The following is a 22,759-nucleotide window of genomic DNA, read 5'->3' as shown; positions in this document are numbered from 1 at the left end:
GTCAGAACCGATGCACTTTCAGCCCCAGCCCCTTCTCGATGAAGAGCACGGCCAGGACCGTCATCGCGATGCTCACCGAGGACACGGCCGCGGCCTCCGGCGTGAAGTTGGTGCGAAGGTAATCGAACAGCTGGATCGGCAGGGTCGACGTCCCGATGCCCTTCAGCAGGAACGAGATGGTGAAGGTGTCGAAGGAGATGATGAAGGCGAAGAGCGCCCCGCCGATGACGCCGGGCTTGATGAGCGGCAGCATGATCCGCGTGAAGCGCGTCCACCGGTCCGCGCCGAGGCTGCGGGCGGCGAGCTCGTAGGCCGGGTCGAAGCTCTCCATGGCGGCGGACACGTTCATGAACACGAAGGGCAGCGTGATGACGACGTGGCCGATGATCATGCCCGCCATCGTTCGCGTGCCGAGCCCGATGGCGTAGAAGAAGAACAGCAGCGCGATGGCGGTGAGCACCTCGGGCAGCAGCAGCGGCGCCAACATGGCGACGCGGACCGCCTCCTTGGCCCGCCCGGCATAGCGCACCTGGAAGATGGCGACCGCCGTGCCGATGGCGGTGGAGATCACCATCGTGACGGCCGCGACCCAGAGCGAGGTGCGGATCGCCCGCATGAACACCTCGTTCTCGAAGAACACCACGTACCAGCGCAGCGACAGGCCCTGCGGCGGGAAGGTGAGGAAGTTGCCGGCGTTGAACGAGGCGGCCACTACCACGAAGATCGGCGCCAGCAGGAAGGCATAGACGAGCAGGCAGTAGCCGGTGAGGATGCGACCGCTCATGACGCCACCTTCCAGCGCATGCGCGTGGCGCGCGCGAAGGCGACGACACAGAGCGCCCCGATGACCGAGAGGATCAACGCCAGCGCCGAGCCGAAGGGCCACTGGAACGTGTCGATGAGCGCGTCGACGATGGTGACCGCCATGGTCTTCACGCGCAGCCCGCCGATGAGGGCCGGGGTCACGTAGGCGCTGATCGCCAGCACGAAGACGAGGATGCAGCCGGTCTGGATGCCCGGCATCGACAGCGGCAGCAGGATGCGCCGCAGCACCGTCCAGCGCCCGGCGCCGAGCGAGCGCGCGGCGTTCTCGAGAGAGGGGTCGATGCCCTGGATGGCGCCCATGATCGGCAGCACCATGAACGGCAGCAGCACGTGGGTGAGCGCGATGACGATGCCGAGCCCGTTGTACATCAGGGGCAGCGGGCTCTCGATCAGCCCCCATTCCCGCAGCGACCGGTTGATGACGCCGTTGTTGCCGAGCAGCACCGTCCAGCCATAGGAGCGGATGACGATGCCGACCAGCAGCGGCGCCAGCACGATGGCGTAGTAGATGCCGCGCAGCTTCGTCTTGCCGCGGCCGAGCTGCCAGGCCACCGGAAAGCCGATGACGAGTGCACACAGCGTCACCAGCGCGCCGATCCACAGCGTGTTGGCGACCTGCAGCAGGTAGAAGCCATCCGAGAAGAACTTGATGTAGGCCGCGAGCGAGAAGCCCGGGCCGTAGGGCGTGCCGTTGCCGGGGCTGCGCACGCTCATCATGACGATGTTGGCGTAGGGGATCGCCAGGAACACGATCAGCACGATCGCGGCCGGCAGCGCCAGCAGCAGGGGGGCGAGGGAGGGGCGGCGCGCGACCATCGTCAGGCGCCGAGCAGCCAGAGGCGGGACTGGTCGGGGCGCACCGTCACGGCGGTGCCGGGCGCCACCGGCGTCGCGGACAGGCACTGGACGTGGACCGTCGAGCCGCCCGCGAGCTCGACCTTGTAGTCCACGAGGTTGCCGCCGTACTGGCGCGACACGACCGTGCCGGCCCAGCCGGGCTCGCCGGCCGCGCCCAGCGCCACGGCCTCCGGGCGCATGGCGATGGCGGCCTTCGACCCTGCCGCGGGCACGGAGGCCGCCGGCACCGTGATCTCGCCTTGCGGCAGGCGCACGACGGCGCGCCCGCCGTCGCTGCCGGAGACCATGCCCTCCAGGATGTTCACCTGGCCGACGAAGCCCGCGACCTGGCGCGAGGCCGGCCGGTCGTAGATGGCGTCCGGCGCCCCCTGCTGGGCGATCCTGCCGCCGAACATCACGACCACGCGGTCCGACATGCTGAGCGCCTCGGCCTGGTCGTGCGTGACGTAGACCGTGGTGATGCCGACGCGCTTCTGCAGGTCGCGGATGAAGCCGCGCATTTCCTCACGCAGCTTGGCGTCGAGGTTGGCGAGCGGCTCGTCGAGCAGCAGGATCCGCGGCTCGATGACGAGCGCCCGGGCCAGCGCCACGCGCTGCTGCTGGCCGCCCGAAAGCTGGGCCGGATAGCGCTCCGCGAAGCCGCCGAGCTGCACCATGTCCAGCACCCGGGCGGTGCGCTGCGCGATCTCCGCCGGCGCGACCTTGCGCATCTCCAGCCCGAAGGCGAGGTTCTGCCCGACCGTCATGTGCGGGAACAGCGCATAGTTCTGGAAGACCATGCCGATGTCGCGCTTCTCGGCGGGCACCGGGCTTACGTCGACCCCGTCGAAGGCGATCGTCCCGGAGTTGGCGATCTCGAACCCCGCGATCATGCGCAGCGTCGTGGTCTTGCCGCAGCCGGACGGGCCAAGGAGGGAGACGAACTCCCCGTGGTCGATGGTGAGCGAGAGATCGTCGACGACCGGGGCCGCACCGAAGCTCTTGGTCAGGTGACTGATGCTGACCTGGGTCATCGTGGTCCTGGGTCCTGCGAGGGGAGATATAAAAGGGGCGGCGGGCGCGGGGCACTGCGTGCGCCAACCCCTCCGCGCGTCCTGCCCGGGCTTGGCCCGGGCATCCACGACTGTGCCGGGGACGGGTTGCGTGTCCCCACCGAAGTCGTGGGTGGCCGGGCCAAGCCCGGCCATGACGGTGGACGGATCGAGCCGATCTGGAAAGATCAGCTCAGCGTCTTGGCCCAGCGCTCCGCGAGGTCGCCCTGGTTCTTGTTCACGAAGTCCCAGTCCCAGGTCAGGATCTTGGCCATGTCGGCGCCGGAGATCGGAACGGCCTTCTTCAGGTCGGCCGGGACCACGACCTTCTGGTTGGTCGGCGAGATGAAGAACTCCTTCATCATCAGGTCCTGGATCTCCGGCGAGAGGATGAAGTTGGCGTACTGGTAGGCGAGCTCCTTCTCCGGCGCGTTGGCCAGGATGTTGAGCGTCTGGTCGAACATGATCATCCCTTCCTCGGGGACCACGTAGTCGACCGGCAGGCCCTGGCCCTTCAGGCGGGCGATCTCGGCGAAGTCGAACGGGGCGACGACGATCTCGCCGGCCGACAATGCGGTGGAGAGGTTGAAGTCGACCTGGATGACCTTGCCCAGCTTGGCCAGCGCGGCGAAGCCCGCGTCGACATCGTACTGGTCCTTGCCGAAGATCTTGGAGGCCAGCAGCAGCTCCATCTTTCCGGCGCTGTTGGCGAAGTTGTAGAGGCCCACCTTGCCCTTGAACTCCGGGTTGGACCAGATGTCCTTCCAGGCCTTCGGCGGCGTCTTTACCATGTCGGTGCGGTAGCCGATGCCGATCGGCGAGACGGCCGCGATGGCGCCGAAGCCGTCGGCGGACTTGGCCAGCGGATAGAGGTCCGCATAGTTCGGGATCTTGGTGAGATCCAGCTTCTCGAAGAAGCCTTCCTTTCGCAGCGCCGAGGCGAAGACCTCGTTGGTCATCACGATCGAGTAGGGCGGGTTCTTCACGCCCGCGGCGCGCAGGTTGGCGCCGAAGACGCGGCCGTTGCCCACCTCGAAGGTGGTCGCCGCACCGGTGGCCTTGGTGAAGGCCGGGCCGATCGTCTTGCGCCAGAACTGCTCCCAGACGCCGCCCAGCGTCGGGATGATGAGCGTCTTGCCCTGCGCGCGCGCCGGCAAGCCGGCCATGCCCGCACCCATAAGTCCCGCAAGGCCCGCGAGAGCCTGCCGCCTGTCGATTGCCATCATCGCCTTCCCCTCCGTCAGCGGTGTGTGTGGTTCGAAGCCTATCGCTTGAAGGCCTGGCTGGTCTTCAGAGCGATGTAGTCTGCGTATGTGATCGGCTCGTATTTCGCCGGCCGTCCCGGCCCCTCGAACTGCGGCAGGCACGCGATCAGCGTGTCCGCATTGGGGTTCAGGAAGAACGGGATCGATTGCCGGCGCGACGAGCCGCCGGATTGGCTCGGCGGATTGGCGACGCGGTGCGGCGTGGACACCCAGGCGTCGTTGGTCCAGCGCATGAAGGCGTCGCCGATGTTCACGACATAGGCGCCCTCGACATTGGGCGCGTCGAGCCATTCGCCGTCGCGGCGCTGCACCTGAAGGCCGCCGCTGGAGGCCTCCGAGCGCAGGATCGTCATGAAGCCGTAGTCCGTGTGCACGCCGGCGCGCATCTGGCCGGGCAGCGGATCGACCGTCTGCTCGGGATAGTTGATGACCCGCAGGGCCGAGAGATGCTGCGTGAAGTCCTTTTCGAAGTGGTCGTCAGCGAGGCCGATCGCCTGGCAGAACACGCCGCGCAGGGTGCGCGCGAGTGTCTCCATCTCGCCGAAATAGGCGAGGAAGGCGGACTTCAGCCCGTCCGGCTTGTCGGCCCAGGTTCCGCCGGCCAGCCGCGGTCCGAAGTTGAGGCTCTCCTTGTAGTCGCCGGGCGTGGCGATGCCGAGGGTGGCGGCCAGCGCCTCCTCCGCGAGCGGCGAGAAGGCCATGCCACCCATGACGTCCGTGCCGCGGCCGTAGGCGCGCTTGTAGTCCTCGGGCAGGTCGAAGAAGGCGCGGGCCAGCGAATAGACGTGGGACGTGGCCTCGGGCGAGACGCCATGGCCGGTCACCAGGAAGAAGCCGGTGTCGCGGCAGGCCGACTCGACGGCGCGCACGACGGTAGCAGCCCCTGCCTCGCCGCGCCGGAACGGGGCGATGTCGATGACGGGAATCGTTGCGAGGTCGGCGGTGGCAGCCATGGAAACCCCTGCAATCGGGCCGATCGCGCACGCTTTCGGCCAACATCAGCACTGTCAGGCTATCGGCGGCAACAATTGTTGACAAGATCGTTTTTTGTTGTGCTTATCGGCTTCAACGGAGGCGCAACGCCATGGCGTCCACGGAACTCGGACATCAGGAAAAGGCGGTGCTCGACGCCATCGCGTCGAACCCGTTCGTCGGGCAGCAGGAGATCGCGAACGCGCTCGGGCTGGCCCGTTCGACGGTCGCCGCCCACATCGTCTCTCTGATCCAGAAGGGCCACATCCTGGGCCGCGGCTACGTGTTGCCCGAGGCCAAGCGCGTGGTCTGCGTGGGCGGCGCGGTGCTGGACCGCAAGTACTCGGCCGACAAGCCGATCGTGCCCCACACATCCAATCCCGTCTCGGGATGCCGCTCCTTCGGCGGCGTCGCACGCAACGTGGCCGAGAACCTCGCCCGGCTCGGCGTCGGGGTCAGCATGGTCTCGAGCGTCGGCGAGGACGAGGCGGGCCGCGCGATCGTCGACCAACTGCGCGGCCTCGCCGTGGACGTCTCGGCGGTCACCGCGCTGCGTGGCGAGCGGACGGCCGAATACGTGGCGGTGCTCGGACCCGACAGCGACCTCGTGGTCGGCCTCGCCGACATGGACATCTGCGACCTCATCACCGTCGCCGACATCGACCGCGCCTGGCCGCAGCTCGCCTCGGCCGCCTGGGTGTTCATCGACTGCAACCTGCCGGCTGAGGTCATTCGCGCCATCGTCGCGCGCCGGCAGGGCGGGCGGTTCCGCCTCGCCGTCAACGGCGTCTCCACCCCCAAGGCCATGCGGCTGCCCGAGGACCTGACGGGCGTCGACATCCTGTTCGTGAACCTCGACGAGGCGAACGCGCTGCTCGGCGCCGACCACCCCACGGCGCGGCTCGCCGCCCCGGCGCTGGTCGAACGCGGCGCCGGCGCGGTCATCATCACCCAGGGCAGCGCCGGAGCCGTCGTCGCCGATGCCGACGGCGTCGTCGAGGTGCCGAGCACGCCGGCGCGGCCCGTCGACGTGACCGGCGCGGGCGACGCGCTGATCGCCGGCACTCTCTACCGGCTGATCGCCGGCGAAGCCCTGGCCGAGGCCCTGCGCGCCGGCTCCGTGCTCGCCGCGCTCACCGTCGAAAGCCGCTTCACCGTCCTCCCCGAGCTCTCGCCCCGCCTGCTCGACGCAGCCGCGGACCGCGTTCCGGAGCTGACGTGAGATGGGGTGCCCAAACGCCTGCGACAGATTCGTGGTGCGCGCCAGCACCTCCCCGCGCGTCCTGGCCGGGCTTGGCCCGGCCATCCACGACTTTGCCGGGGCCGTCCCCAAGGCGTGGGTGCCCGGGCCAAGCCCGGGCATGACGGTGGAGAGGCTTGTGCGAGCTGGAGAGAGCGCGGCTCTTGTCCTGTCCGCGATGAACACTTCAATCTGAGGACACCCCAATGCCCGCACACGAGATCGCGATGGAGATGGGCGGCGAGGTCGCGGCCGCGCTGGCGGACGGCAAGCCCGTCGTGGCGCTCGAGTCGACCATCATCACCCACGGCCTGCCGTACCCGGAGAACCTCGCCATGGCGCGGGGCGTGGAGGAGGTGGTGCGTGCGCGAGGCGCCGTGCCGGCCACCATCGCGCTGGTGAAGGGCGTGCCCATCGTCGGCCTGGAGCCCGCGCAGATCGAGGCGCTCGCTTCCGACAAGGCGGCCGGCAAGGCGTCCGCCCGCGACCTCGCGGTGATGATGGTGCGCGGCGAATCCGCCGGCACCACGGTGTCCTCCACCATGCTGCTGGCCGAGCGAGCCGGCATCCGCGTGTTCGCGACGGGCGGCATCGGCGGCGTGCACCGCGGGGCCGAGACGACGTTCGACGTCTCCGCCGACCTCATCGAGCTCGGCCGCACGGGCGTCGCGGTGGTCTGCGCCGGGTCCAAGTCGATCCTGGACATCCCCAAGACGCTCGAAGTGCTGGAGACCCAGCGCGTGCCGGTCATCGCCTTCGGGACCGACGAGTTCCCGGCCTTCTACACGCCCCACAGCGGCCACGCGGCCGGCCTGCGCCTCGACTCGCCCGATCAGATCGCCCGCGCCATGCGCCTGCACCAGCGGCTCGGCGTCGGCACGGGCATGCTCATCGCCAACCCGATCCCGGCCGCCGCGGCGCTGGACGCCAAGGCCATCGAGACCACCATCGCCCAGGCCGTGGCCGACGCCGACCGGCAGGGCATCGGCGGCAAGGCGCTGACGCCCTTCCTGCTCGCGCGCATCAACGAGCTCACCAAGGGCGGCAGCCTCACCGCCAACATCGCGCTGGTGCGCAACAACGCCGACCTTGCCGCCCGCATCGCCGTGGCGCTCGCCGCGACACCCTGATCCTCGACCCCGACCTGCCGGAGCCTGCCCGATGGCCTATGAGACGATCCTCCTCGACAAGGACCCCCAGGATGCCTTCGCCATCCTCACGCTGAACCGGCCCGACAAGCTCAACGCCATCAACAAGACCGTCATCCACGAGATCGTCCATGCGGTGAAGGCGTGCTCGGCCGACCCGGCCGTCAACGCGCTCGTCATCCGCGGGGCAGGGCGCTCCTTCTCCGCCGGCTACGACCTGCAGGGCGGCGACTTCGACGTCGACATCGAGTTCTGGCGCGAGGACATGACCGAGAACGCCGAGGCGTGGCTCGAGGTCTACCGCGCTCCCATTCCGGTCGTCGCCTCGGTGCACGGCTACGCGCTGGCCGGCGCCCTCGAGCTGATGATGAGCTGCGACCTCGCCATCGTCGCCGACACCGCGAAGTTCGGCGAGCCCGAGGTGCGGCACAATTCCGGCCCGCCGACGCTTATGATGCCGTGGCTTTTGGCGAGCCGCGACGCGCGCTGGCTCATGTACACCGGCGACCTCGTGGACGCGCAGGAGGCCCTGCGCATGCACCTCGTCAACAAGGTGGTGCCGGCGGCCGAGCTCGAAGAGGCGACGCTGAAGCTCGCCCGCAAGCTCGCCCGCATGCCGGCGCCCGCCATCAAGTTCGCCAAGGCCTCGCTGAACCAGCAGCAGATGATCGCTGGTCTTCGCAACTCCTGGGACTATAACGTGGAGGCGATGGCGGCCCTGCACACCTCGACCAAGGGCCGCGAATGGATGGCAAAGCTCGCCAACATGTCCCTGAAAGAATACCTGGAATTCCGCGACGCCCCCTTCCGCGGGCTGGACTGAGAGCGGCGCATTGGACGGCGGCGGGGCCCTCGCGCAGCTGATCGGCGCCCGATCCGTCGCCATCGTCGGTGCGTCCGAGCGCCCCGGGGCGTCCAGCGGTTTCGTCATGCGCAACCTGCTGGCCCGGGGCTATGCGGGCCGCATCGTCCCCGTGCATCTGAGCGCGCCGACGGTCTTCGGCCTGCCCGCGGCCCGAAGCCTCTCCGACCTGCAGGACAAGCCCGACGCGATCCTCGTCGGTTTGCCGGCCGAAGCCGCGACCGGCGTGATCGAGGAGGCGGGCTCCCTCGGCATCCGCGCCGCCGTCGTGCTCGCCAGCGGCTTTGCTGAAACCGGCGCCGAGGGCGCGGAGCGCCAGGACGCGCTGGTGGCCGCCGCCCGGCGGCACGGCATGGCGCTGTGCGGCCCCAACTGCCTCGGCCTCTTCAACAACGCCACGGGGCTCGCCCTCTACAGCTCCCGCCTTCCGCCCGTGCCGCGCGGACCCGTCGCGGTGCTGTCCCATTCCGGCGCGATGGGCATCGCCTTCGCCCATTCAGGTCGGATCGGCGTGAGCCTGATGGTTTCGGCGGGGAACGCGCCCGTCACCGACATGCCGGACTACCTGGCCCATCTGGCCGACGATCCGGGAACGCAGGTGGCGCTCCTCGTCGTCGAGGCGGTGCGCGATCCGCAGGCCTGGACGGCCGCGCTGGAGCGCATGCATGCGGCGGGCAAGCCGGTCGTCGTGCTGCGTGCGGGCCGCAGCGAGGTGGGCGCGCGCGCGAGTGCCGCCCATACCGGCGCGCTCGCCGGATCGGACGCCGCGTTCGTGGCCTTCTTCCGCCGCATCGGCGCGATCCTGGTCGATGACGGCGCGCAGGCCCTGGAGACGGCGGTGCTGCTCTCCTCGACCGCCGGGCGGCGCAGGGGGCGGGGCGAGCCCAGCGGTCTCGCGCTTGTGGGCGTCAGCGGCGGCGGCCTCGCCCATGCCAGCGACCTGGCCTCGGCCGCCGGCCTGGCCCTGCCGTCCCTTGCGCCGTCGACCGTCGACGGCCTGCGCGACCTCCTGCCGGGCTTCGCCACGCCGCAGAACCCGCTCGACCTGACGGGCCTGCCGTTCGCGGATCCGTCCGTCTACGAGACGGCCCTGCGCCTGGTCGCGGCCGACCCGGCGATCGGCGCAATCGCCGCCGTCCAGGACGTTCCGGCCGGCCTCGATGCCAACGGGGCGGCCGAGTATGCCGGGATCGCCTCGGCGCTCGGTGCCTTCGCGAGATCCACCGACATCCCTGTCGCGGCGGTCACGCAGGTTCCCGAGCAGCATCCCGACTTCGCCGGCGGCGCCGGGGAGGTCCTGCCCATTCTTCGCGGCCTGCGGCCCGGGCTCGGAGCCCTGGCGAGCCTCCTCGAGCCGCCGCTGCCGGCGGTCGTGACGCCGCCTGCCCCGATCCTGCCCGAGAAGGCCTGGGTGGAGCGCCTGGCGGCCGGTCCCCTCACCGAGCGCGAGGCCAAGCAGTTCCTGGCCCGGCACGGCCTGCCCGTGCCGCGCGAGGACCTCGCCACGACCGTCGAGGAGGCCGTGGCGGCCGCCCGCGGCATCGGCTTCCCGGTGGCGATGAAGATCGAGTCGGCCGACATCCTGCACAAGACCGAGGCCGGTGGCGTGGTGCTCGGCGTGGCGGACGAGGACGGCGTGCGCCAGGCGTTCGTGCAGATCGTCCAGTCCGTCGCCACCTGGGCGCCGAACGCCCGCATCGCCGGCGTCCTGGTCCAGGAAATGGTGACGGGAGGGATCGAGATGCTGGTCGGCGTCACCCGCCATCCCACCTTCGGCCCGGTGCTGGCGATCGGGCCCGGCGGCGTCCTCGTCGAACTGCTGCGCGACGTGGCGGTGAGCCCGCTTCCGGTGGACCCCGGCATCGTGGCGGGAATGATCGAGCGCACCCGCCTGTCCGCCCTGCTGGCCGGTTTCCGCGGCGCGCCCGAGGCAGACCGCGATGCCGCCATCGCCGCCGTCGCACGCGTGGCCGCGATCGCCGCAGCCTATGCGGATGTGGCCGGCACGCTGGAGATCAACCCGCTCGTCGTGCTGCCCCGCGGCCGCGGCGTGCGCGTGGTGGACGCGCTGATCACGGCATGAGGGGCGGCGGCTGCCGTGAATGCTGCGGCAAACCAGCGTCCCTCACTCTCTCCCCGTCATGGCCGGGATTGGCCCGGCCACCCACGATTGGAGAATGGCGCCGGCACAGTCGTGGGTCCCCGGGCCAAGCCAGGGGACAACGGCCGAGACGTGGGCTTGAGCTGGACCGCCCGTCGTTCGGCGAACGCTTCACACGGTCCAAGGAGGCCGCAGGCCGCGTGCCGAGGGACTCGGCCGGGTTTCAGTGCCTCACGGCATGTAGGCGCCGCCGTTCACCCATAGCGACTGGCCGGTCATGTAGCGGCTGCCCGGCCCCAGCAGGAACAGGATCGGTCCGACAATGTCGTCGGGCACGGCGATGCGCTTGAGCGGGATCATCGCGCCATAGGCGGCGACGTCGATCGTGGTCTGCTGGCGCTCGTCGGAGCGTCCGGTCCCGCCCCGCAGGAAGGCCGTGTCGACCGCGCCGGGCGCCACGACGTTGCAGCGCACCTTGGGGGCATGCTCGTGGGCCAGCGTCTTGGTGAGCGCGATCATGCCGGCCTTGGCCGCGGCGTAGGGGCCGTAGTGGGGCCGGATGAACTGGGCCAGGCCGGACGCGATGTTGACGAGGCTCGCGCCCTCGCCGGCCTCCAGGAGCGGCATGGCGGCCGTGCAGGCGAGGAAAGTGGTGCGCAGGTTGCCGTCGATGGTCGTGTCGAAGACGTCGGCGGTGACCTCGCGCAGCGGCTTCATCCCCACCATGAAGCCGGCCAGGTTCACGAACCCGTCGAGCGCGCCCCACGCCTCGCGGACGATGTGGAAGGCGGCCTTCACCGAGGCCTCGTCGCTGCCGTCGACCGGGATGGCGAGCGTGCCGGCCGCGGGCGGATGACGGTCGAGCGACGCCTGCAGGTCCATCACGGCGACACGGTCGCCCTGCGCCAGCAAAGCCTCGACGAGGCTGCGCCCGATCCCGCCGCAACCGCCCAGTACCGCTACGCGCATGATGAAGTCCTCATTCCGGAAACGCGCCCCTCTCTCCGGCGTCGTGGCCGGGCTTGGCCCGGCCATCCACGACTTCGCCGGGGGCATTCTCAAGTCGTGGGTGCCCGGGCCGAGCCCGGGCATGACGCGCGGAGGGGATTGCCTGAAGCCCCTGGACGATCAGCCCTGCGGGCAGGGATCGGCCGGGTGCTGGTCGAACAGGTTCCACTTGAGATCCTTGATCTCGATGACGAAGCCCGGCAGCTGCGCGTCGCGGGCGGCGTTGAAGCAGGTGTTGTCGCCGGTGACGCCCGTGAAGCGGATGCCCTTCATCGCGTCGCGGATGGCGGTGCGCTCGGCCGCGAGCTTGGCGGGGTCGCCGGTCACGTTCGCCTTTTCCATCGCCTGCTTGAGCAGGTAGACGATGTCGTAGGCCTGCGCGTCCGTGTGGTGCGGGATCTTCTTGGTGGAGAGGCCGCGCTTGGCGTTCTCGTCGGCGAACTTCTTCGTGAAGGAACGCGTCGCGTCGTTGCGGTCGGACCAGTAGCCGGCGACGATCAGGAGCCCGTCCGCGTCGCGGCCGAAGAGGTCGAGGGCGTTCGGGTCGGCGAAGATCTGCGAGCCGATGACGCGGCCCTGGAAGCCCTGGCGGCGCAGTTCCTTGATGACCTTGCCGGCGCTGTCGGGCGTGGCGGCCAGAGCCACGACGTCGGGCTTGCGCTCGAGCACCTGGGCGACCTGCGGGGCGACGTCGAAGCTCTTGTACTGGAAGGCCACCGGCTCGCCGAAGGCGATGTTGGAGGCCTTGAAGATCGCCGGATAGAACTGCGTGCCCGAGATGTTGGAGACGCGCTCGTCCGAGACGTACATGATCTCGGCCTTGTCGAGCTTGATGTTCTTGTTGCGCAGCGTCGCGATGAGGCGCGTGAACTGCTTGCCCTCGTCGGCGGTCAGCCGCCAGGCATAGCTGAAATTGCCCGTCAGGCCGGGCGTCGAAGCCGCGTTCGGCATCTGGATGATGCCCAGGCGCTCGCCCACCGGGAACGCCACGGCCGCCTCGCCCGAGGAGAACGGGCCGACGATGGCGAGCGCGTTGTCGTCCTGCACGAACTTCTGGGTCGCGGTGGCGGCCTGCTTGGGATCGGAGCCCGTGTCGAACTTCACGAGCTTGATCTTCTTGCCGTTGATGCCGCCCTTGGCGTTGATCTCCTCGACCGCGATGTCGACGGAGGTCTCCGTGGCTTCACCGACCGTCTTGAGCGGGCCGGACTTCACCATCGCGAGGCCGATCGTGATGTCCTGCGCGAAGGCCCCGCCGGCGCCGAGCGCCATCACCGAGACCGCAGCGCCCGCGAGCGCCATCGTCCACTTCATTGCCATTCTCCCTCTCCCATTTTTCGGCCGCTTCGCGGCTCACCCGTGTCCCAGATAGGCCGCCGCGAGGCGGTCGCTCTGCCGCAGATCCTGCGCCGGCCCCTCGAGGGCGACGCGTCCGAGTTCCATCACCAGGCCGCGGCCCGCGACCTCGAGCGCCATGTGCGTGTTCTGCTCGACGAGCAGGATGGCGATGCCTTCGTCCCGCAGCGCCGAGATGAGCCCGAAGAGCCGCTCGACGAGCAGCGGCGACAGGCCGAGCGACGGCTCGTCCAGCATCATCAGGCGCGGACGCGCCAGCAGCGCGCGGCTGATGGCGAGCATCTGCTGCTCGCCGCCCGACAGCACGGAGGCGGGCATCAGACGGCGGTTCGCGAGGTTCGGGAAACGGTCGTAGATGGCGTCGATGTCGCGCCCGACCTCGCCGTCATCGCGGCAATAGGCGCCCATCTGCAGGTTCTCGTGCACCGTGAGGCTCAACACGATCTGCCGGCCTTCCGGCACGAGCGCGAGATGGCGCCGCAGCCGCTGCGGCGGCGAGAGCCTGGTGATGTCGGCGCCGTCGAAGCGGATCCTCCCGCCGGCGATCGGCACGAGGCCCTGCAGGGCCCTGAGCAGCGATGTCTTGCCGGCGCCGTTGGAGCCGAGCACGGTGACGATCTCGTCGGCGCCGACCGTCAGAGACACGCCGCGCACGGCATGGGTGCGTCCGTAGCGGACGTCGAGCTCCTCGACCTCAAGCAGCACGGCCGGCGCTCCCCGTCTCGACGCGGCGCGAGCCCAGATAGGCCTCGCGGACGGCCTCGTCCTCCTGCACGCCGCGGGTCGGCCCGTCGTAGATCAGCCGGCCGAAGTTCAGCACCACGGTGCGCTCGCACAGGTCGTGGACGAAGGACATGTCGTGCTCCACCACCAGCAGCGTCACGCCGCCTGCGGCGATACCCTTGAGGAAGGCCGAAAGATCGGCCGTCTCGCGCGGGTTGAGGCCGGCGGCGGGCTCGTCGAGCATCAGCAGGCGCGGATTGCTCATCAGCGCGCGCACCACCTCGATCTTCTTGCGCACGCCATAGGGCAGGCCGGACACGGAGCCGTCGGGATCCACGTCGAGGCCCGCCTCGCGCAGCCGCTCCTCCGCCATGCGCCGCCAGCGGCCATGCCTCTGCCAGCTCACCGGCGCCAGCAGGTCGACGATGCCGGAGGCCTGCGAATGCTGGCCGAGCATCACGTTCTCGATGACCGACAGGTGCGGCATCAGCCGGATGTTCTGGAAGGACCGCGACAGGCCGGCGCTGATCCGCTTGCGCGAGGGGAGGGCATCGATGACCCCCCCTTCCAGAGCGATGCTGCCCGAATTGATGGGATACACGCCCGAGATCAGGTTGAAGAGCGTCGTCTTGCCCGCGCCGTTGGGTCCGATGAGGGCCGTGCGCGAGCCGCGCTCGACGTCGAAGGACACGTCGTCGGTGACGGTGAGGCCACCGAAGCGCTTGCAGACGTGGGAGACGCGCAGGATCGGCTCAGCCGGCATGGCGCTCTCCCAGGGCGGGGCGCTTGCCGCCGAACCAGTTTCGCGGCGACAGGCGGGCGACGAGCTCGCGGGTGACGATGCCCTCGGGCCGGATGATCATCATCAGCACGATGGCGACGCCGAAGACCACGTAGCGCCAGGAGCCGCCGACGCGCAGCAGCTCCGGAATGAGCGTGAAGAACAGGCTGCCGACGAGCGGGCCCCAGGCCGTCTGCGTGCCGCCGATGAGCACGAACAGCAGCACGTAGATCGACAGCAGCGAGTTGAAGTACTGCGCCTCGACGAAGCTGAAGTGGTGGGCGTAGAGCGCGCCGGCGAGCCCGGCGAAGGCGCCGCCCAGCGTGAAGCTCGCCACCTGGATGGCCCGCACGTTGACGCCCATGAGGCTCGACACCGGCTCGTCGTCGTGGATGGAGCGCATGGCGAGCCCGAGCCGGGTGGCCATGAGGTAGAAGACCGCGAGCGTGACGAGCACGGCCGCGCCGATCAGCACGGGCACGTCGATGTGGTCGGGCACCACCATGCCGATGGCGCCGCCGAAGACCTTGGACCGCAACAGGTAGCCGGCCACCACCTCCGCGAAGGCGAAGGTGGCCAGCACCATGTAGACGCCGCGTGTCCGCAGCACTGGAAACGAGATGAGGAAGCCGACGAACCCGGTGATGACCATCGCCGCCGGGATCGTGAGCCAGATCGGCTGCATGGCGACGCTGGAGAGCCAGGCTGCGGCATAGGCGCCGATGGCCTGGAAGCCCGCGCCGCCGAGGTTCAGCTGCCCGGCCGCGGCCGTGACGTAGATGCCGTAGGCGAAGATGAGGTTGATGCACAGGATCGCGACGATCCCGGACATGTAGCCGCTCATGGCCGCCCTCCGCGCGTGGTCAGGGCGTCCATCACATCTTCCCCTTGCCGATCGAGGCCGTGCCGAAGAGGCCCTGCGGCCGCAGGATGATGACCGCGAGCAGGAGACCCCACACCGTCATCTGGACGGAATCGCCGCCCAGGAAATGGATGGAGAGCGTCTCGGTGAGCCCGACGAGAATGCCTCCGGCGATCGCGCCCCAGATCGAGCCCAGGCCGCCGAGCACCATGGCGGCGATCGCCTTCGTGCCGACATGGTCTCCCATGAAGGGCGACACGTCGCTGTAATTGATGGTGAAGAGCGCGCCCGCGACGCCGGCCAGCAGGCCCGTCAGGATGAACACGACGGGTACGATGCGCGTCACCTCGACGCCGAGCAGCGAGGCCGTGTCGGGGTTCTCCGCGATGGTGCGCAGCGCGCGGCCCATGCGGGTGTGCTTGAGGATGTAGGTCAGCGCCGCGACGATGACGACGGCCAGGACCATGCTGGCGAGCTGCGCGCCGCCCAGCACCACGCCGAAGATGCGGATGTCGGCCTTGAACGGCACCGCGAAGCGCTGCGATTCCGAGCCCATGCCGATGAGCACGAGATGCTCGAAGATGAGCAGGAAGCCGAGCGAGGAGACGAGCGGAATGGCGTGCTCGGTGGCGTCCCCGTGCCGGGTGCGCAGGTAGCGGAACGTGAAGCGCTCGACGACGAGGGAGGCCGCGACGGCGACGCCGACGCCGATGAGCAGGGCCACCAGCCAGGCGGAGCCGCCCGCGAAGGCGAGCCAGCCCTGGTGGATGAGGCCCCAGGCCACCATGCCGGTGAGCATGAACAGCGTCGGGATGGTGAAATTCAGGAAGTTCAGGACGCCGATGGTGAGCGTGAAGGCCATGGCGACCGTCATGTAGATCGCCCCCAGCATCAGGCCGGAGACGATCTGCTGGGCGATGACCTTGCCGCCGAACCCGATGCCGAGCGCGACCGCCAGCGCCAGGCCGGCGGCGATGATCACCGGCTGTCCGATGGCCGGGCGCCTGGCGGGGGATGCGGGAGGCGCGCTCATGCGAAGGCCGACGGCGGGATGTGGGTCTCGTGCTGGCCGAGATAGGCCTCCGCCACCTCCTCGCGCGTCGCCCACCACACGCCTTCGAACTGGCCGGCGTAGTGGAGGAACTGGCGCAAGAGCCCGATGCGGTGCGGAACGCCGATGACGTGCGGGTGCAGCCCCACGTTCATCATCATCCCCGTCTTCTCGCCCTCGCGGTAGAGCACGTCGAACTGTTCCTTGAGGCTCTCGAGCGCGGCGGCGTTGGTGAGGCCACGGCGTGCGAGAAGGGTGAAGTCGTTCATCTCGATGGAATAGGGCACGCCGACGATCCGACCAGAGGGCGTGTCGATCATGTAGGGCTGATCGTCGTTCATCAGGTCGCACCAGAAGGTGAGGCCGTTCTCCGCCAGGATGGCCGGGGTGTTGGTCGTGCCGCGCAGCGACGACGACAGCCACCCCTTGGCCTTGCGACCGGCCACCTGCTCGTAGACCTTCAGGGTCTCGGCGATGACCTTGCGCTCTTCGTCGGGCTTGTGCTGCAGGTGGCAGAGCAGCTCGCCCTGCTCGTAGTTGTGCGGGATGAGCTCGAAGCCCCGCTCCAGCGCCCCCTCGATCACCGCGCGGCGCTCCAGCGCCATCTTGGCGTTCATGGTGCAGCTCGCCCGCACGCCGGCCTGCGAGAACGTGTCGAACAGCCGCCATGCGCCGACGCGCTGGCCGTATTCGCGCCAGGACCAGTTCGGGAAGTCCGGGATGTTGCCCGGCAGCATGTCGGGAAGGATCGGTGGGCCGCCCGCGTAGTAGGGCGCGCTCGTCTCCTTCATGAGGTCCCAGTACTCGAGGTTGATCGTGATGATCAGCGCGAGCCGCTTTCCGTCAGGCCAGCGCAGCGGGCCACGGTGGGGAAGGGGCACGAAGGGGTAGCGCATCGGATCGCTCGTTCCTTTCAGGGCCTCGTCCGGTTTCCGGGAGCGGCGCGATGTCCCTTGTCGGGGACGCCGAACCCGGTCATGTTTGTCCGGACAACTCCATGATGACCGGCCCACGCGGCCTGTCAAGGAACCCCGTCGGAATGCTCACCATGAACTCCAGGATCCTCATCGTCGGTGCGGGCCCCGTCGGCCTCGTCGCCTCCTGCCTTCTCGTCGACGCCGGGATCCCGGTGACGCTGGTGGAAGCCGCCTCCGAGCTGCCGCACGACCTGCGGGCCTCGACCTTCCACCCGCCGACACTCGACATGCTGGAGCGCTTCGGCGTCGTGGACAGCATGATCGCGCAAGGCCTGAAGTGCCCGACCTGGCAGTTCCGCGACCGGCGCGAGGGCGTGGTGGCGACCTTCGAGCTGGACCGGCTGAAAGGCGAGACCAACCACTGCTATCGGCTGCAGTGCGAGCAGTGGCGCCTCGGCGACATGCTGCACGAGCGCCTCAAGGGGCAGTCCGACCTCGCCGAGATCCGATTCTCCACCAAGGCGTCGGCCGTGCGCCAGACCGCCGCGGGCGTCGAGCTCGACGTGGTGGGGCCCGACGGCACGGCGGAGACGCTGAAGGGCGCCTTCTGCATTGGCGCGGACGGCATCGGCAGCGTGGTGCGCAAGTCGATCGGCGCGGCCTTCGACGGGCTCACCATCCCGGAAATCTTCCTGACGCTGTCCACGACCTTCGATTTCCGCGAGGCAATGCCCGACATCGCCAACATCGCCTACCTCTCCGACCCGACCGAGTGGTTCGTCCTGATTCGCACCGCCCGGGTCTGGCGCGCGCTCTTTCCCGTGGACCCGACCCTGTCGGACGCCGAGGTCACCTCGCCCGAGCGCGGCGAAAAGCTGCTGCAGGGCGCCGCGCCCCGATCGCAGCCCTACGAGGTCCTGCACCGCACCGCCTACCGGGTGCATGAGCGCGTGGCCTCCAGCTACCTCTCGGGCCGCCTGCTGATCGCGGGCGACGCGGCGCACGTGAACAACCCGCTGGGCGGCATGGGCCTCAACGGCGGCATCCACGATGCCTTCAACCTCACCGAAAAGCTCATCGCGGTGGTGCAGGGCGCGCCGCTCGAGACGCTCTCCCGCTATGAGCGCCAGCGCCGCAAGGTGGCGCTCGACGTCGTCCAGCAGACCACGTTGCGCAACCGCGCCATCCTCAACACCCGCGAGCCCGCCGCGCGCCAGGCCTACTACGACGACCTGCGCCGCACGGTGGACGACCCCGCGGCCCACAAGGGCTATCTGATGCGGACCTCGATGATCCAGTCGCTGAGGGACGTGGCGACGATCGAGTGAGTGCCTGGATTTCCAGAGCGCTCAATCTCCCCGCGTCATGCCCGGGCCTGGCCCGGGCACCCACGACTGAAGCTCTCAACTGCTCCGAAGTCGTGGATGGCCGGGCCAAGCCCGGCCAGGACGCGGAGAGATGGGAGCTGTTTGAAAATGCTCAGCAGCTCCCGTCGCACCCGCACATCGTCGGCCTGTAGCGCGAGCCCTCGCGCCGCAGCCGCATCCCGGCTGCTCGTAAATGAGCCGGCACCAGCACCGCATCCTCGGCGGCCACCTGCTCGAACAGCGCCCGCCGCGTCACGGCCGATTGCTCCCGGTCGGTGCAGAAACGGCTCGACCAGTCGGGCTCCAGCGCCTGTGCCGGCGTGTGGACCGCGTCGCCGCAGAAGAAGACGGGCCGCTGGCCGGTCTCGATCCTGAGCCCGATCTGGCCGGGCGTGTGGCCGGGCAGGGCCAGCGTCATCGCGCCCTCGGCGATCGAGTCGCCCGGTGCGATGGGCGCTGCCTGTCCGGCCTCGATCACCGGCAGCACGCTATCGGTGAAGCAGCCATGGCTCACGGTCGGGTCCTTGGCGACGGCGGCCTGCCAGTGGGCGAGTTCGCCATGCCCCATGACGTAGCGGGCGCGCGGGAAGGTGGGCACCCAGCGCCCATCCCGAAGCTGCGTGTTCCAGCCCACGTGGTCGGCGTGGAGATGCGTGCACAGCACGATGTCGACGTCCTCGGGCCTGGCGCCGGCCGCGGCGAGCCGGTCCAGGTAGCCCGACGCCGCGCGCTGGTTCCAGTCCGGTCGCACCGGGCGAGGCTTGTGCTCGCCGACGCAGGTGTCGACCAGGATCGTCAGGCCCGCGATCCGCACCACGTGCGTCTGGATCGCCAGCAGCACCTCCTTGCGGTCGAGGTCGACGTGGCCCTCCAACTCGGCCCGATACGATCCGAGCGCCGCCGGGTCGGCGCCCGGGAAGATCATGTCGAAGGGCAGCACGAAGGGGTCGAGGTCGACGACCCGGTGCACGCTGACCCCACCGAGGGCGAGGTCCGGGGGAGTGGCCATGGGCTCAGAAGTCCGACATCAGGCGGCCGAACCCGCCCTTCTTGTCCATGATGCCGTTGGTCCGCAGCGCGTGCCAGTAGGTCGCCGTGTTGATGGCGATCACCGGCTTGCCCAGCCACAGCTCCGCGAAGGCCGCGAGCCGCACCATCGAGAGGTTGGTGCCGACCTGCACGATCGCGTCGACGTCGTCGCCGTCGAGCTGCTTCAGCACCGCGCAGAGCCTGGCGTCGTCGACCTCGGCGATGGCGGTCCAGGACCGGCACTGCAGGGGAACGTCGCGCACCGTGGTGAAGCCCATGTCGCCGAAGTAGCGGGCGACCTCGGTGTTCATCACCGGCCAGTAGGGCGAGAGCACCGCGATGCGCTTCACCCCGCCATAGGCGTTCAGCGCCGCGGTGCAGGCGTGGCTGCCGATGGAGATCTTGACGCCCGAGACCTCCTCGACCTGCTTCACGAAGGCGTCGGCGCCCTTGGCGCCGTCGAAGAAGGTCACGGCCGACATGCCCATGACGAGATAGTCGGGCGCGCAGGTCATGACGCTGCGCACCGCGTCGAGCACGTTGGAGGCGATGACCTCGGCCCCGGCCCGGAAGCTCTCGTTGCTCACCGCGTTGGCGTTGGGCGTGTAGATGCGGCTGTAGTGGTTGGTGACGCCGTAGGGGCGCATGTCGTCGAAGTCGGGCTGCACGATGGTGTTCGTGGAGGGACCGAGGACGCCGAACTTGCGGCGGAAACCCTGGTGATCGACCATGGTGGTGTCTCCCTGGAGTGTGTTGCGATGCTGTTTGCGGGCCTCACCTGGCCCCAAGCTGTCTCGAAACCCGTTCAGCAGCGCTCCTGCCCGTCACTCTGCCCAACCCTCTCCGCCGTCCTGGCCGGGCTTGGCCCGGCCATCCACGCCTTGAGGATGGCCCCGGCAAAGTCGTGGATGCCCGGGCCAAGCCCGGGCAGGACGGGGGAGGGGGGGAATGAAGCCAGGCTTTTCCGCTGCTGAAACGAAGAACGCTGAGCGCCTCAACCCGTGGCGGCCAGAACCTCGTCCGCGGTCATCAGGTCCGCATATTTCTGGCCCATGTCGAAGAGGTTGGCCTCGTGCGGGCCGATGGCGCGGTCGCCCACGCAGTCGACGAGCACGATGGTGCGGAAGTTGTGGGACACGGCGTCGACCACGGTCGCCCGGACGCAGCCCGAGGTGGTGCAGCCCGCGATGAACAGCGTGTCGACGCGCCGCCAGGCGAGCCAGCCGGCGAGCTCGGTGGCGAAGAAGCCCGAGGCCTGGCGCTTGCGCACGATGAGCTCGCCCGGCACGGGCGCGAGCTCCGGCACGATCTGGCTCAGCGGGCTCGTCTCCGTGAGCTTGCGCAGGCCCGGGGCCTTGGCCGCGAAGGAGCCGGCGTCGGACCCGTCATCGGCATAGACGACGCGGGTGTGGGCCACCGGCCAACCGCGCTTTCGCGCGTCGGCGAGCAGGCCGACCGTCCGCTCGATGGCCGGCCCGATGTTGCCGCCGCCGAAATGGGCGGGGTCCGTGAAGCCGACCACGAAGTCGACGATGACGAGGGCCGGCTGGGCCCCGATTCCCACGGACTGGGCAAAGCCCTGGCGCTTGTAGATGTCGAGTTCGCTCATGCGACGATCCCGTGCGAGGTGAGGCGGGGGAGGGCAGAGGCTCGCACAGAAAATCTGTCCGGACAAATCTGCATGAAAAGGGGCCATTGCGGCACGGCGACGCTTGCGAACCGGCACCGGACAATCGAGAATGTCCGGACAAAGGTGAGGACGCATCACGGCAGGAGCATCATGGCCGATCCCGCACTCCGACAGCATCTCGAGGCCCGCCGCTTCATCGCGGCCCCGGGCGTCTACGACTTGATTTCGGCCCTGATCGCCGACCGCATGGGCTTTCGGGCCCTCTACGTCACCGGCTACGGCACCGTGGCGTCGTCGCTCGGCCTGCCGGACGCGGGGCTGGCCACCTATTCGCAGATGATCGACGTCATCGGCCGCATCGCGCAGATGACGAAGACGCCCGTCATCGCCGACGCCGACACCGGCTATGGCGGCCTGCTCAACGTCCGCCACACGGTGCGCGGCTACGAGGCCGCGGGTGTCACCGGGATCCAGATCGAGGACCAGGAGTTCCCCAAGAAGTGCGGCCACACGCCGGGCCGCCGCGTCATCAAGATGGAGGACATGGTCCGCAAGATCCGCGTCGCCTCCGACAGCCGCTCGAGCGCCGACTTCCTGATCATCGCCCGGACCGATGCCCGCACGACGCTGGGGCTCGACGAGGCGATCCGGCGCGGGATCGCCTATGGCGAGGCCGGGGCGGACATCGTCTTCATCGAGTCGCCCGAGAGCGAGGCCGAGCTCGCCGAGGTGGCGCGCCGCATAGACAAGCCCGTGATCGCCAACATGGTCAATGGCGGGCGCACGCCCATGCTGCCGGTGTCCAAGCTCGAGGAGATCGGGTTCTCCGCCGCCATCTTCCCGGCCGTCGGGTTCCTCGCCACCGCCGAGGCCCTGACCAACGCCTACCGCGACCTGCAGCAGCACGGTACAACGTCGCCCGCGATTCCGATGTTCTCCTTCGCCGCCTTCAACGAGCTGATCGGATTCAAGGATGTCTGGGAGTTCGAGAAGCGCTACGCCGAAACGGAGTGAGCCGCCGCGCTACCTGCAGATCCTCGACGAGCTGCGCCGGCGCGTCGAGGGCGGTCTCTATCCGGTCGAGAGCAGCCTGCCGACGGAAAGCGAGCTCTGCGAGGAGTTCGGAGCGAGCCGCTACACGGTGCGCGAGGCGCTGCGGCGCCTCGTCGACCAGGGCATGGTCAGCCGACGGCAGGGCGCTGGCAGCGTCGTCACCGCGGCAAGGCCCCAGGCCCGTTACGTCCAGTCGCTGTCATCGCTCGCCGATCTCTTCCAGTTCGCCCTCGACACGCACTACGAGGTGCTGTCGACGGCGACGGTGGCCATCGACGAGGCGATCGCTGAAGGGGTGGGCGGCGTGCCGGGCGAACGCTGGGTGCTGATCGCCGGCATCCGGCGCACGGCGAAGGGCGGCGAGGTCGTCTGCTACACCCACTCCTACATTCCCCGGCGCCTCAACAGGCACGTGAAGAGCCTGCCGGGCGTGGTCGGGCCGTTCTACGCCCATCTCGCGGAGCGCGCCGGCGAGGAGATCGTGGAGGCCGACCAGGAAATCCGCGGCGAGATCATGAACGAGGACATCGCCAGCCATCTCGGCCGCGAGCCCGGGTCGGTGGCGCTGTGCGTGCTGCGGCGCTACGTGTCCCGGGAAGGCACGCTGATCGCCTCCTACAACTGGCACGTCGCCGAGACCTTCATTTCGAAGAGCCGCATCCTTCGCAACGTGTGAAGGC

General features: G+C 69.4%; 22 protein-coding genes. 7 read left to right on the top strand and 15 right to left on the bottom strand.

Annotated features, from left to right (window positions below):
• Nucleotide 1: 1 nt before the first annotated feature.
• The 5 genes from Q0Q47_RS08805 to Q0Q47_RS08785 form a co-directional block, all read right to left on the bottom strand.
• Nucleotides 2–784, bottom strand: a complete 783-nt coding sequence (locus Q0Q47_RS08805; protein WP_293857547.1) for an ABC transporter permease — start codon at nt 782–784, stop codon at nt 2–4.
• Nucleotides 781–1,641, bottom strand: a complete 861-nt coding sequence (locus Q0Q47_RS08800) for an ABC transporter permease (protein WP_293857544.1) — start codon at nt 1,639–1,641, stop codon at nt 781–783. The genes Q0Q47_RS08805 and Q0Q47_RS08800 overlap by 4 nt, the downstream gene beginning before the upstream one ends.
• A gap of 2 nt (nt 1,642–1,643) precedes the next feature.
• Entirely contained in the window at nt 1,644–2,696 is a 1,053-nt protein-coding gene (locus Q0Q47_RS08795) for an ABC transporter ATP-binding protein (protein ID WP_293857541.1), read from the bottom strand.
• 206 nt (nt 2,697–2,902) lie between these two features.
• Entirely contained in the window at nt 2,903–3,940 is a 1,038-nt protein-coding gene (locus tag Q0Q47_RS08790) for an ABC transporter substrate-binding protein (protein WP_367278224.1), read from the bottom strand.
• 38 nt (nt 3,941–3,978) lie between these two features.
• Nucleotides 3,979–4,932: a 2-oxoglutarate and iron-dependent oxygenase domain-containing protein gene (locus tag Q0Q47_RS08785; RefSeq protein WP_293857534.1), complete on the bottom strand. Its 954-nt coding sequence runs from the start codon at nt 4,930–4,932 to the stop codon at nt 3,979–3,981.
• Between the two features lie 131 nt (nt 4,933–5,063).
• Between Q0Q47_RS08785 and Q0Q47_RS08780 the strand changes: the two genes are divergently transcribed.
• The 4 genes from Q0Q47_RS08780 (at nt 5,064) to Q0Q47_RS08765 (ending at nt 10,284) form a co-directional block, all read left to right on the top strand.
• Complete coding sequence (locus tag Q0Q47_RS08780) at nt 5,064–6,173, top strand: carbohydrate kinase (RefSeq protein ID WP_293857531.1); 1,110 nt, start codon at nt 5,064–5,066, stop codon at nt 6,171–6,173.
• A 224-nt stretch (nt 6,174–6,397) separates the two neighbouring features.
• Entirely contained in the window at nt 6,398–7,321 is a 924-nt protein-coding gene (locus tag Q0Q47_RS08775; RefSeq protein ID WP_293857528.1) for a pseudouridine-5'-phosphate glycosidase, read from the top strand.
• A 31-nt stretch (nt 7,322–7,352) separates the two neighbouring features.
• Entirely contained in the window at nt 7,353–8,162 is an 810-nt protein-coding gene (locus Q0Q47_RS08770; RefSeq protein WP_293857525.1) for an enoyl-CoA hydratase/isomerase family protein, read from the top strand.
• 10 nt (nt 8,163–8,172) lie between these two features.
• Nucleotides 8,173–10,284, top strand: a complete 2,112-nt coding sequence (locus Q0Q47_RS08765) for an acetate--CoA ligase family protein (protein WP_293857522.1) — start codon at nt 8,173–8,175, stop codon at nt 10,282–10,284.
• A 249-nt stretch (nt 10,285–10,533) separates the two neighbouring features.
• Here Q0Q47_RS08765 and Q0Q47_RS08760 read toward each other — a convergent pair whose 3' ends face one another.
• From Q0Q47_RS08760 to Q0Q47_RS08730, 7 genes are all read right to left on the bottom strand, one after another.
• Nucleotides 10,534–11,271: an SDR family NAD(P)-dependent oxidoreductase gene (locus Q0Q47_RS08760; RefSeq protein WP_293857519.1), complete on the bottom strand. Its 738-nt coding sequence runs from the start codon at nt 11,269–11,271 to the stop codon at nt 10,534–10,536.
• Between the two features lie 159 nt (nt 11,272–11,430).
• The gene (locus Q0Q47_RS08755) at nt 11,431–12,630 is read right to left on the bottom strand and encodes an ABC transporter substrate-binding protein (protein WP_293857516.1); all 1,200 of its coding nucleotides are present in this window, start codon (nt 12,628–12,630) and stop codon (nt 11,431–11,433) included.
• 33 nt (nt 12,631–12,663) lie between these two features.
• The gene (locus tag Q0Q47_RS08750; protein ID WP_367278223.1) at nt 12,664–13,371 is read right to left on the bottom strand and encodes an ABC transporter ATP-binding protein; all 708 of its coding nucleotides are present in this window, start codon (nt 13,369–13,371) and stop codon (nt 12,664–12,666) included.
• A complete protein-coding gene (locus Q0Q47_RS08745) occupies nt 13,361–14,152 on the bottom strand; it encodes an ABC transporter ATP-binding protein (protein WP_293857513.1) in 792 nt (263 codons plus the stop codon). Before Q0Q47_RS08745 ends, Q0Q47_RS08750 begins: the two co-directional genes overlap by 11 nt.
• Complete coding sequence (locus Q0Q47_RS08740; RefSeq protein WP_293857510.1) at nt 14,142–15,014, bottom strand: branched-chain amino acid ABC transporter permease; 873 nt, start codon at nt 15,012–15,014, stop codon at nt 14,142–14,144. Before Q0Q47_RS08740 ends, Q0Q47_RS08745 begins: the two co-directional genes overlap by 11 nt.
• 31 nt (nt 15,015–15,045) lie before the next feature.
• Nucleotides 15,046–16,065, bottom strand: coding sequence for a branched-chain amino acid ABC transporter permease (locus tag Q0Q47_RS08735; RefSeq protein ID WP_293857507.1), 1,020 nt, complete (start codon nt 16,063–16,065; stop codon nt 15,046–15,048).
• On the bottom strand, nt 16,062–16,979 hold the full coding sequence (locus Q0Q47_RS08730; protein ID WP_293857504.1) for a hypothetical protein: 918 nt from the start codon (nt 16,977–16,979) through the stop codon (nt 16,062–16,064). Before Q0Q47_RS08730 ends, Q0Q47_RS08735 begins: the two co-directional genes overlap by 4 nt.
• A 152-nt stretch (nt 16,980–17,131) precedes the next feature.
• Here Q0Q47_RS08730 and Q0Q47_RS08725 point away from each other — a divergent pair, with 152 nt between their 5' ends.
• Nucleotides 17,132–18,328 carry an FAD-dependent monooxygenase gene (locus tag Q0Q47_RS08725; protein ID WP_293857501.1) on the top strand — a complete coding sequence of 399 codons (1,197 nt, stop codon included), beginning with the start codon at nt 17,132–17,134 and terminating at the stop codon, nt 18,326–18,328.
• Between the two features lie 151 nt (nt 18,329–18,479).
• Here the strand turns inward: Q0Q47_RS08725 and Q0Q47_RS08720 are convergent, their stop codons facing one another.
• The 3 genes from Q0Q47_RS08720 to Q0Q47_RS08710 all read right to left on the bottom strand — a co-directional run bounded on the left by Q0Q47_RS08720 (nt 18,480) and on the right by Q0Q47_RS08710 (nt 21,005).
• On the bottom strand, nt 18,480–19,376 hold the full coding sequence (locus Q0Q47_RS08720) for an MBL fold metallo-hydrolase (RefSeq protein ID WP_293857498.1): 897 nt from the start codon (nt 19,374–19,376) through the stop codon (nt 18,480–18,482).
• 4 nt (nt 19,377–19,380) lie between these two features.
• Nucleotides 19,381–20,127, bottom strand: a complete 747-nt coding sequence (locus tag Q0Q47_RS08715) for a hypothetical protein (RefSeq protein ID WP_293857495.1) — start codon at nt 20,125–20,127, stop codon at nt 19,381–19,383.
• A 263-nt stretch (nt 20,128–20,390) separates the two neighbouring features.
• Entirely contained in the window at nt 20,391–21,005 is a 615-nt protein-coding gene (locus tag Q0Q47_RS08710; RefSeq protein ID WP_293857492.1) for an isochorismatase family protein, read from the bottom strand.
• A 171-nt stretch (nt 21,006–21,176) separates the two neighbouring features.
• Here Q0Q47_RS08710 and Q0Q47_RS08705 point away from each other — a divergent pair, with 171 nt between their 5' ends.
• Together Q0Q47_RS08705 and Q0Q47_RS08700 are read left to right on the top strand one after the other, a co-directional pair.
• Complete coding sequence (locus Q0Q47_RS08705; protein ID WP_293857489.1) at nt 21,177–22,040, top strand: isocitrate lyase/PEP mutase family protein; 864 nt, start codon at nt 21,177–21,179, stop codon at nt 22,038–22,040.
• Complete coding sequence (locus Q0Q47_RS08700) at nt 22,000–22,755, top strand: GntR family transcriptional regulator (protein WP_293857486.1); 756 nt, start codon at nt 22,000–22,002, stop codon at nt 22,753–22,755. The genes Q0Q47_RS08705 and Q0Q47_RS08700 overlap by 41 nt, the downstream gene beginning before the upstream one ends.
• The last annotated feature ends 4 nt before the right edge of the window (nt 22,756–22,759 follow it).

This window comes from uncultured Alsobacter sp. (assembly GCF_945952055.1).
Lineage (GTDB): Bacteria > Pseudomonadota > Alphaproteobacteria > Rhizobiales > Beijerinckiaceae > Alsobacter.
This window is presented reverse-complemented; position numbering and strand designations above follow the sequence as displayed.